Origin of the sequence: Arthrobacter sp. 35/47 (genome assembly GCF_000520475.1) — a bacterium.
Lineage (GTDB): Bacteria > Actinomycetota > Actinomycetes > Actinomycetales > Micrococcaceae > Arthrobacter_D > Arthrobacter_D subterraneus.
Genome location: NZ_KI914592.1, coordinates 168,443 through 178,553, shown reverse-complemented (window position 1 = coordinate 178,553; position 10,111 = coordinate 168,443). Strand labels below are relative to the sequence as shown.

Genomic DNA, 10,111 nt, shown 5'->3' with positions numbered 1-10,111 from the left:
GGGGAACGACGTCGTCCTCATGCTGGAAGGCGATGACCTCCACGGAGGGCGGGATCCCGGCGGCATCAATGGGAGAGCCGAACGTCATGACGTTGGTGACGTTGTACTGCTCCATGAAAGCGGGGTCGGTGGTGAGGGCGGCGGCGGTCATCCCGCCCTGGGAGTGGCCGGAGAGCATCACCGGTGCACCCGGCTCGATGCCCGCCTGCTCCATGGCCAGCGCCACCGCGGCGGTAGCCGTTGAAAGCTGCCCGGACGCCGTGATCAGGTTCCCCGTGAGGTCCGTTGCGGTTCCGGAGGTGAGTGGGCTCCAGGACTGCGTTCCAGGGATGGTGACGATATAGGCGGGGCCGTCCCCGTCCAGCACCCTGGTGATGCGCACGGCGCCGTCCGGCGCCGAGGAGGTGCCGCCGTCGTTGTAGCCCTGTGCGGTATTGAGCGCGATAGCGCCGAGGTCCGAGGGCAGCACGCCCGGCCGGTGGCCGTTGACAGCCGGACCCATGCCGTCGCGGGAGATCCCGACGGCGATCGGCTCTCCTGCCCACGGTGTCCCGTCGTCGAGCAATAGCGGCGCAAACTGTCCCAGGGAGCTCACGGTTGCGCTCAGGTCCACGGCACCGGTCCAGACGAGCGACGAAGACACCGCGAGTTCCATCAGCGAGGGAGGGTTCCCGCCGGCCCACGCGTCCAGCAGGGTGAGCAGGTGGGCGGAATCGGACGCGGCCTCGTTGCATGACCGGGTGATGTTGCCGTACCCGAGCTCCGTACGGTCAGCGAACCATTCTGCACCGGCACCGGCCGAACCGGTGACCCAGTCCGCGCCGCCGGCCACCCAGCCCAGCCCGTCCGTAACCCAACCGTTGTCCTTACCGCTGTCCGCCTGTCCGCTGTCCGCCGCGGGGTGCGCCGAACCTGTGCCGGCTACGGGTTCTGCCCCGGAGGCTGAGGGAGGACCAGCAGCGGAGCCGGCGTCGCTGGTGCACTCCTGGGCATCGGCATTGCCGGCTGCAACGAGCGCTGCCTGCCTCAGCTCCTGGGCGATGTTCAACAGCACCGGGCGATGCCGGCTTACCCAATCGGTGCGAAAGGAATCGGCGTCGCTGCCACGCCAGGGAACCACGGACATTATCCCGGCGACCTGCAGCTCCAGCAGCTCGAGCTCCCCGGCCGTGGACTCGAGGCTCCGGGCCAGCCGGCGGACCTGTCCCGGATCCATCCCCAGGAGAGAATTCATGCGCTTGCTGCTGCTCCGGCAATGAACTGGTAGGCGCCGGCGAGGGCGAACGTGATTTCGCGAGCCACGTGGCCGGCGCGCTGCGGCGTCAGGAGCAGCGCCCCGCCCGCGGTGCGGACCGAGTAGAGCCTTCCCCCGCACACCGACCAGTGGCCGGCCCACACCTGCCGGCCTTCGCCTGCTCGGGTGGTCATCGCGGCGCTCAGGATCGCCTCCTCCGGTCCCAGCCCGGCCGCCTCCGACGGAGTCAGCGGCAACTGGAGGATGCTGTCACCGTGCACGGGGCCAGCCTGAGCGGCGTCGGCGCGCAGTTCGTCGAGCGGCGGCAGGACGCGGCTGATCGCACCCCAGGCGGATCCGGCGCTGAACAGGGCCACCTCGAGGGAAGGCTCATGGCCAGTGGTGCGGAGACCGCCGTCGGAATCGGGTTCCAGGGCGCTTCGGCGGTGGACGCAGACGCCGCGGTCTGCGGTGATTGAGAGATCGCTGTTCGCTCCAACGCCGTTGTACGCGGCGGAGAGCCGGAGGAGCGTCACCGGCGCGAGGACTTCCTGCAGCGGTTCGCGCCACCGGGACACCAGCCCGGAACCGTCGGCAACGCCTTCCCGACCCAGTTCAGCCCAGCCGTCCTGGACCGCTGCCGGGTCGAGTTCACTGGGAACGTGCGCCGCCCTCCCGCCCGCCGAATGGTCGCCGTCATCCGGCAACCCGGATGCGGCCGCGCTGAGCGCCAGCGCCCACGCGGCAGGCGAGAGGCGGATGACATGATGCGGCGGCGGCACGGCTGACGGGATCCCCATGCCGCAAAGCTAGTGCAGCGGGCGGAACGGTGCCATGGGCAGGGCTACCCATGGGGATGGTGGTGCCCCTGGCCGGAATCGAACCGACGACCTTCCCTTTAGGAGAGGGACGCTCTATCCTACTGAGCTACAGAGGCGGGTCCTGTACAACGCCAAAAGGCGCCGCAGGCGGTACTAGCTTACAGTCTTGGGGCGGGTGGACCGCACAGCGCGGGGCAGCAGCACCGCCGCCAGACCCGCAGCGCAGCTCACTGCAAACAGCATCCACCGGGTCACCGTGAGTGCGGATGCGAGGGCAACCGATCCGCCGTCAGGCCCTGCCAGGGCTGCATCAATGGCGACGTTCTCCCACAGATCGACGACGACGAACAGCAGCACCGGACTCCACAGCAGCCAGCGAAGCCCACGGCGGCTGACGTTGAGCTGGACGAGCAGCAGCCAGGCCAGCCCGAAGAGGAGCGGGAACAGGGTCCCCGCCGTCTTGTGCACGTAGCTGAGCTGACCGAGTGCGTCAGCGTTCATCGCCGAACGCAGCCGGTCGATGACGGCCGCGTCATAGCCGCCGATGAGCATGTCAGGCATCGGGAGCCCGCCGGACAGCTGGGTCATCTGCGACAGCGTGAGCAGATGGAAGTACCAGAAGAGGAACAGCGCCGCCGCAACTGCCGGAATGAGGATGAGATTTCCGTTGTGGCGGGGCGGCGCAGGGCGGTCACCGGAAGATAACGGCAGCCCGGCTGCTCCCGGTCCGTGCTTGCGTGCGATCTGCGCTCTGGTTTTGCCCATACCCCTAATGCTAGACCGATACCATGCGGCAACCGTTCCGAAAAATCTAGTGCGATTTTGATCTCGTTTTGATATCGATAGCGCATTCAGGGGGTCTGTGATTGCAATCACAACCCGAACCGGGTTTCTTTAAGCAATGGCTATAAACCAAGCACTTCCCATGTCTTCCGTTGCAGATCAGGTGGGGTGGCTCGCGGCCATCGAAGACGCCATTGACGCCGTCTTCGAACCTATTGCCACCTGGTTCGCCGCAGTTGTCTTCTTCCCGATCACCCTCGGCGAAGTCAGCTTTCCCGCGGTTGTCGCGTGGCTCATCGCAGCCGCCGTCATCTTCACCTTCTACTTTGGCTTCATCCAGTTCCGGGGGCTCAAGGTCTCCTACGAGGTCATCCGCGGGCGCTATTCCGCAAAGGATGACCCCGGAGAGGTTCCACACTTCCAGGCCCTGACGTCGGCGCTGTCCGGCACTGTCGGGCTTGGAAACATTGCCGGTGTCGGCGCAGCAATGGCGCTCGGCGGCCCCGGTGCAACCTTCTGGATGATCCTCGCCGGCCTTCTCGGCATGTGCACCAAGTTCGCCGAGTGCACGCTGGGCGTGAAGTACCGCGAGGTACACGAGGACGGCACCGTTTCGGGTGGACCGTTCAGGTACCTGCCGGTGGCCTTCGCCAAGTTCGGCAAGTGGCCGGCAAAGATCCTGACCGGAATCTTCGCGGTTGCAATCCTCATCTTCGGCGTTGCCGGCGGCAACATGTTCCAGGCAAACCAGACCTTCGCACAGGCTCAGGAAGTCACCGGCGGTGCTGACGGGTTCCTCGGAAGCCCGGGAGCGGCGCTGATCTTCGGCATCATCCTGGCCGCCCTGGTCGGCGCCGTGATCCTCGGCGGAATGAAGGCCATCGGGGCCACCACCAGCAAGCTCGTCCCCGCGATGGGCATCATTTACGTCACTGCCTGCCTGTTCGTGATCATTGTGAACATCGGTCAGGTTCCGGCAGCATTCGGCCAGATCGTCGAGGGCGCATTTGCTCCTGCCGGAATGGCGGGCGGCGTTGTGGGTGTCATGATCGTCGGCTTCCAGCGCGCAGCCTTCTCGAATGAGGCGGGTCTCGGTTCCGCCGCGATCGCACACTCCGCAGTCAAGACCCGCCGCCCGGTCAGCGAGGGCTTCGTCGCGATGTTCGAGCCCCTCGTCGACACCGTGATCATTTGCACCATGACGGCGCTCACCATTGTCATCGCCGGTGCTCCCAGCCTGCAGGCGGGAATCGATCAGGTCCAGGCCGGCGAGGGCCCGCCCGACGGCGTCATCCTCACCTCGGATGCGTTCGCGACGGTCATCGACTGGTTCCCGATCGTCCTCGCCGTTGCCGTGGCGCTGTTTGCGTTCTCCACGCTGATCACCTGGTCCTACTACGGACTCAAGGCCTGGGAGTACCTCTTCGGCCGCGGCAAGATGTCGGAGATCCTCTACAAGGTCATCTTCCTGTTCTTCACTGTGACCGGAACGGTCCTGACCTTCGGGCAGGTGCTCAGCTTCGCCGACTCCGCGCTGTTCGTCTGTGCTTTCGTCAACCTGCTCGGTGTCTACATGCTGCTGCCGGTCATCAAGAAGGAGATGCGGGAATACCTCGCCGACCGCAAGAGCGGAAAGCTCCTCGATCTCGGCACGGAACCCGAGGACCGCGAAACGGCCGCCCGGTAACTGAACCCACCCATCCGCACGGTGCCCGCGGGGTCTTCGGACCCGGCGGGCACTGCCATGTTCCGGCCTGGTCCACAGAGGTAAGGCCCGCAGAACGACGGCGGACAGGTTCTGTCCGTGCCAGCGCCTAGACTTAAAGGCACCATGGACTTGCTTTTCGACCCGCACCTCAGCACACCCGCCGCAGGCAGGCGCGCCGCGCCGTCGCCGTCCTCCCCGGATGCCGCCGAGCACCCCCGGCGCGGCGGTCACGTCGACGAGGCGCGCGCCCGGGAACTGCTGGCCGGGCTGAATCCCCAGCAGGAGGAGGCGGTTCGGCACAGCGGCTCGCCGCTGCTGATTGTCGCCGGAGCAGGCTCGGGCAAAACCCGTGTGCTCAGCCACCGCATCGCCTACCTCATGGCGACCGGGCGCTCGCATGCCGGGCAGATCCTCGCCATCACGTTCACCAACAAGGCCGCCGCGGAAATGCGTGAGCGTATCGAGGGGCTGGTCGGCGATGTCGCCAAGCGCATGTGGATTTCCACCTTCCACTCCTCGTGCGTCAGGATCCTCCGCCGTGAAGCAGCGTCTATCGGGCTGAACTCGAACTTCTCCATCTATGACTCGGCGGACACTCTCCGCCTCATCACCCTCGTGGCCAAGGGCCTGGATCTTGATCCCAAGCGGTTTGCTCCCAAGGCCATCCAGCACAAGATCTCCGCCCTGAAGAACGAGCTGATTGACGAGGAGGAGTACGCCTCCTCCGCGAACTACTCGGACCCCTTCGAGCAGGCGGTCGCAGAGGTCTACAAGGGATATGCGCAGCGGCTCCGCCAGGCCAACGCCATGGACTTCGATGACCTCATTGCCCAGACCGTCTTCATGTTCCGCGCCTTCCCGGGGGTTGCCGATTACTACCGGCGCCGGTTCCGCCACGTCCTGGTGGACGAGTACCAGGACACCAACCACGCGCAGTACGCCCTGGTCCGGGAGATCGTCGGCGTAGCCGGGGAAAACGTGGAGGAACCCGCTGAGCTGACGGTCGTCGGTGACTCGGACCAGTCCATCTACGCATTCCGGGGCGCGGACGTCCGGAACATCGTGGAATTCGAGAAGGACTACCCGAACGCCCGCACCATTTTGCTCGAACAGAACTACCGGTCCACCCAGACCATCCTTAATGCCGCCAACGCGGTGATTTCCCGCAACCCCAACCGGCCGGCGAAACGGCTGTGGACGGCCGAGGGCAACGGCGAGAAGATTGTTGGCTACGTCGGTGAGAATGAGCATGAGGAAGCCCGGTTCATCGCTGACGAGATCGACCGGCTGCAGGATGAGGAAAACCTGCGTCCGGGGGATGTAGCCGTCTTCTACCGGACCAACGCGCAGTCACGCTCCATTGAGGAAATCCTGATGCGCGTCGGCCTTCCCTACAAGGTGGTCGGCGGCACCCGCTTCTATGAGCGCAAGGAGATCAAGGACGCGCTGGCCTACCTGCGTGTCCTGGTGAACCAGGACGACGTCGTCAACCTCCGCCGCATCCTCAACGAACCGAAGCGCGGCATCGGAGACCGCGCCGAGTATGCCATTGCCGCGCTCGCCGAAAGGGACCGCGTGAGCTTCATGGAGGCGCTCCGACGGGCGGATGAAGCTCCCGGCATGGCAACGCGCTCAGTCAACGCGGTGGCTTCCTTTGTGAAACTCATCGATGATCTGGCCGAGGTGGCTGCCGGATCAGGGGCCTCCGCGGCACTCGAAGCGGTCCTCGAGCAGACCGGCTACCTGGCGCAGCTCCGCACCAGCACCGATCCACAGGACGAGTCACGCGTGGAGAACCTCGCCGAGCTCGTTGCGGTGGTCCGCGAGTATGAGATCGAGAACCCGGAAGGCACGCTGGGCGATTTCCTCGAGCAGGTGTCCCTCGTGGCGGACGCGGACCAGATTCCCGACGCGCCGGAGGGCTCCGGGGAAGACGTCGAGAAGGCGGTGGAGGAAGCGCGGAGGCAGGGCGTTGTCACCCTGATGACCCTGCACACCGCCAAGGGCCTCGAATTCCCGGTGGTGTTCCTGACCGGCATGGAGCAGGGGATCTTCCCGCACCAGCGGTCGGCAACGGACCCCAAGGAGCTCGCCGAGGAGCGCCGGCTCGCTTACGTCGGCCTCACCCGCGCGCGCAAGCGGCTGTACATCACACGCTCCGAGGTCCGTAGCCTCTGGGGGCAGAGCCAGTACAACCCGGCCAGCCAGTTTGTCGGAGAGGTCCCTGAGGAACTGATCCACTGGAAGCGCGAGGGCGCGTCCAAGCCGGCGTGGACCGGCGGCCAGAGCATCAGCGGCCCCCGTTTCAGCGGCTCCTACTGGGGAGCCGGGGCGGGCGCGGGCAGCGAAGCCGGGCGGGGATTGCCCGGGAAAACCGCTGGAAGGGTGCAGCCCCAGAAGGAGGTTGTCGCCGTATCGGCCGGGGACAAGGTCAACCACACAACGTTCGGCAACGGGACCGTCCTTGCGGTGGAAGGCGGCGGCGACAAGATGGTCGCCAAGGTCCGGTTCGACATCGGGGAGAAGCGGCTGCTGCTCCGCTACGCACCCCTCACCAAAGTCGGGTAGCAGCGGGTGCAGCCAGCCACCGGGGAAGCACACCGGCGCGTCCGGATCCGTGCCGCCGTCGTCGGCTGGGTTTTGTTCGCCGCGGCAGCGCTCACCGGCTGCGTGGAGGTGCCGGTGAATCCGGTGCCGAGTGCCGGGCCGGAGCTGAGCCCGCAGGCGGAACTCGCTGCGATGCCGGAGGTGCCCGTGGATGAGCTTCAGACAGGCGGCGGGGAGACTGTCGCATTCCTCACTCAAAACCGTAACGCCTACTGCGCCATCACCACGGAGCAGGGCGGGATCATCAACTCGCCGGTGGACCCACGGCTCTCGGGCGGGCAACGGGATGACGCTGTGCTTGAGGTGCCCGCCGTCTACTGCGAACTCGCGCGCTACCCGGACCCGGCGGAGATCACCGACGATTGTCACGGCACCGGGCTCGGTTTCAAGGGCGGCACCGTCCTGCTCACCGCCGACGGTGCGTCCTACGGCGGATGCCGGGTAGGGATGACGCTCATGGAGTCGGAACTCGGCCCGCGCGCCGGCAGCGCGGAGGGTCCGCTCGCGCGGCTGCCGGTGCTGGAAGACGGACTGGCCGTCGAACTCAACGGCTTCCGGTGCGGAAGCGGTGAACACGGCATCGTGTGTGTCGAGGCCGGAACGGGAGCCGGGTTTGCGGCGTCAGCGGATGCCTTCGAAGTGCTTGCAGCTCAATAGCGCTGAACGGTAACCGACGAGGTTACTTTTCTACAACTCATAGAACTGTGTGCTTACTCACGAAACCGGTAGTCTGGGAAAGGCGTTCCGAGCCAAGGGGCTAGAGTTCCCTGTGTAAACCTACTTCGACGCAGAAGGACACTAGATAAGTGGACCTGTTTGAATATCAGGCGCGCGATCTATTTGAGGCTCACGGCGTTCCCGTGCTGGCCGGTATCGTGGCGCAGACCCCCGAAGAAGCAAAAGCAGCGGCCGAGAAAATCGGCGGCGTTGTTGTCGTTAAGGCGCAGGTCAAGGTTGGCGGTCGCGGCAAGGCCGGCGGCGTCAAGGTAGCCAAGACCCCGGATGAGGCTTTTGAGCACGCATCCGCGATTCTCGGCATGGACATCAAGGGCCACACGGTCCACAAGGTGATGATCGCCCAGGGTGCCGACATCGCCGAGGAGTACTACTTCTCGGTGCTGCTGGACCGGGCAAACCGCAACTACCTCGCCATGTGTTCGGTTGAGGGCGGCATGGAAATCGAGCAGCTCGCCGTTGAACGGCCCGAGGCCCTTGCACGTATCGCCGTGGACCCCGCGGTCGGGATTGACCGCGCCAAGGCTGAGGAGATCGTCGACGCCGCAGGCTTCGCTCCCGAGCTCCGCGAAGACGTGGCCAACGCCATCCTGAAGCTGTGGGATGTCTTCACCAAGGAAGACGCAACGCTGGTTGAGGTCAACCCGCTGGTCAAGACCGGTGCCGGTGAAATCCTCGCCCTTGACGGCAAGGTCACTCTGGATGAGAACGCAGACTTCCGCCAGAAGGGCCACGCCGCACTCGAGGACAAGGACTCCACTGATCCGCTGGAGGCCAAGGCCAAGGAGAATGACCTCAACTACGTCAAACTCGACGGCGAAGTAGGGATCATCGGCAACGGTGCCGGTCTGGTCATGTCCACCCTGGACGTTGTTGCCTACGCCGGTGAGGCCCACGGCAATGTGAAGCCCGCCAACTTCCTTGACATCGGCGGCGGCGCGTCCGCGGAGATCATGGCAGCAGGCCTCGACGTCATCCTCAATGACGCCCAGGTCAAGAGCGTGTTTGTGAACGTCTTCGGTGGAATCACCGCCTGCGACGCCGTGGCCAACGGCATCGTCAAGGCACTCGAGATCCTCGGTGACAAGGAGAACAAGCCCCTCGTGGTGCGTCTCGACGGCAACAACGTTGAAGAGGGCCGCCGCATCCTCGCCGAGGCCAACCACCCGATGGTCACCCTCGCCGACACCATGGACGAAGGCGCCGACAAGGCCGCCGAGCTGGCTTACGCCGCTCGCTGACCGGTCGCGACTCCAAGGACTAAGGAACAACATGTCTATCTTTCTGAACAAAGACTCCAAGGTGATCGTCCAGGGCATCACCGGCGGCGAGGGCACCAAGCACACAGCGCTCATGCTGAAGGCTGGAACACAGGTTGTGGGCGGTGTGAACGCTCGCAAGGCCGGAACCACCGTCACCCACGGTGAGACCACCCTGCCCGTATTCGGCACCGTCAAGGAAGCCATCGCCGAGACCGGCGCCGACGTTTCCATCGTGTTCGTCCCGCCGGCGTTCACCAAGGACGCCGTCGTTGAGGCGATCGACGCCGGAATCGGCCTGGTTGTCATCATCACCGAGGGCGTGCCCGTCCAGGACTCGGCTGAGTTCTGGGCGCTGGCCCAGTCCCGCAAGGATGAGAACGGCAAGCAGATCACCCGGATCATTGGCCCGAACTGCCCCGGCATCATCACCCCCGGAGAATCCCTGGTCGGCATCACGCCGGCGAACATCACCGGCAAGGGCGGTGTAGGCCTGGTCTCCAAGTCCGGCACGCTGACCTACCAGATGATGTTCGAGCTCCGTGACCTCGGCTTCTCCACCGCGATCGGCATCGGCGGTGACCCTGTCATCGGAACCACCCACATCGACGCACTGGAGGCGTTCGAAGCGGACCCCGAGACCAAGGCGATCGTGATGATCGGCGAAATCGGCGGCGACGCCGAAGAGCGTGCCGCCGAGTTCATCAAGGCCAATGTGACCAAGCCGGTTGTCGGCTACGTTGCGGGCTTCACGGCGCCCGAGGGCAAGACGATGGGCCATGCGGGAGCCATCGTATCCGGTTCCGCCGGCACCGCGCAGGCAAAGAAGGAGGCCCTCGAGGCCGCCGGAGTCAAGGTCGGGAAGACCCCGTCCGAGACCGCCCGCCTGCTGCGCGAGGTCTACGCAGGGCTGTAGTTCCCAAAACGCGTACGACGGCGGCCGTTACCTTTCCAGCGAAAGGTT

At 65.5% G+C, this 10,111-nt stretch carries 8 protein-coding genes and 1 tRNA gene; 5 read left to right on the top strand and 4 right to left on the bottom strand.

What is annotated here, in order from left to right:
- The 4 genes from X803_RS18510 to X803_RS0107485 form a co-directional block, all read right to left on the bottom strand.
- On the bottom strand, positions 1-1,234 hold a 1,234-nt coding region (locus tag X803_RS18510; RefSeq protein ID WP_162149208.1), incomplete at its 3' end, for a hypothetical protein.
- Positions 1,231-2,034 carry a hypothetical protein gene (locus X803_RS0107495; RefSeq protein WP_026544661.1) on the bottom strand — a complete coding sequence of 268 codons (804 nt, stop codon included), beginning with the start codon at positions 2,032-2,034 and terminating at the stop codon, positions 1,231-1,233. The genes X803_RS18510 and X803_RS0107495, both read right to left, overlap by 4 nt.
- Positions 2,035-2,094: 60 nt before the next feature.
- Positions 2,095-2,171: transfer RNA gene (locus X803_RS0107490), tRNA-Arg, on the bottom strand.
- 37 nt (positions 2,172-2,208) lie between these two features.
- Complete coding sequence (locus tag X803_RS0107485) at positions 2,209-2,820, bottom strand: hypothetical protein (protein ID WP_035778194.1); 612 nt, start codon at positions 2,818-2,820, stop codon at positions 2,209-2,211.
- Positions 2,821-2,980: 160 nt separating this feature from the next.
- Between X803_RS0107485 and X803_RS0107480 the strand changes: the two genes are divergently transcribed.
- The 5 genes from X803_RS0107480 (at position 2,981) to sucD (ending at position 10,063) form a co-directional block, all read left to right on the top strand.
- Positions 2,981-4,525, top strand: coding sequence for an alanine/glycine:cation symporter family protein (locus X803_RS0107480; RefSeq protein WP_035778193.1), 1,545 nt, complete (start codon positions 2,981-2,983; stop codon positions 4,523-4,525).
- 144 nt (positions 4,526-4,669) lie between these two features.
- Positions 4,670-7,114 carry a DNA helicase PcrA gene (gene pcrA / locus X803_RS0107475; RefSeq protein ID WP_026544658.1) on the top strand — a complete coding sequence of 815 codons (2,445 nt, stop codon included), beginning with the start codon at positions 4,670-4,672 and terminating at the stop codon, positions 7,112-7,114.
- Positions 7,115-7,120: 6 nt separating this feature from the next.
- Positions 7,121-7,810 carry a hypothetical protein gene (locus X803_RS18505; RefSeq protein WP_051470562.1) on the top strand — a complete coding sequence of 230 codons (690 nt, stop codon included), beginning with the start codon at positions 7,121-7,123 and terminating at the stop codon, positions 7,808-7,810.
- A gap of 149 nt (positions 7,811-7,959) precedes the next feature.
- Positions 7,960-9,129 (top strand): ADP-forming succinate--CoA ligase subunit beta, encoded by a 1,170-nt coding sequence (gene sucC, locus X803_RS0107465; RefSeq protein ID WP_026544657.1) that lies wholly within the window; start codon positions 7,960-7,962, stop codon positions 9,127-9,129.
- Positions 9,130-9,160: 31 nt separating this feature from the next.
- The gene (sucD, locus tag X803_RS0107460; RefSeq protein ID WP_026544656.1) at positions 9,161-10,063 is read left to right on the top strand and encodes a succinate--CoA ligase subunit alpha; all 903 of its coding nucleotides are present in this window, start codon (positions 9,161-9,163) and stop codon (positions 10,061-10,063) included.
- Positions 10,064-10,111 lie beyond the last annotated feature (48 nt).

Coding starts and splice junctions, on each gene's coding strand:
- X803_RS0107495 (WP_026544661.1), bottom strand. CDS start 2,034: ATGGGGATCCCGTCAGCCGTGCCGCCGCCGCATCATGTCATCCGCCTC.
- X803_RS0107480 (WP_035778193.1), top strand. CDS start 2,981: ATGTCTTCCGTTGCAGATCAGGTGGGGTGGCTCGCGGCCATCGAAGAC.
- X803_RS0107485 (WP_035778194.1), bottom strand. CDS start 2,820: ATGGGCAAAACCAGAGCGCAGATCGCACGCAAGCACGGACCGGGAGCA.
- pcrA (WP_026544658.1), top strand. CDS start 4,670: ATGGACTTGCTTTTCGACCCGCACCTCAGCACACCCGCCGCAGGCAGG.
- sucD (WP_026544656.1), top strand. CDS start 9,161: ATGTCTATCTTTCTGAACAAAGACTCCAAGGTGATCGTCCAGGGCATC.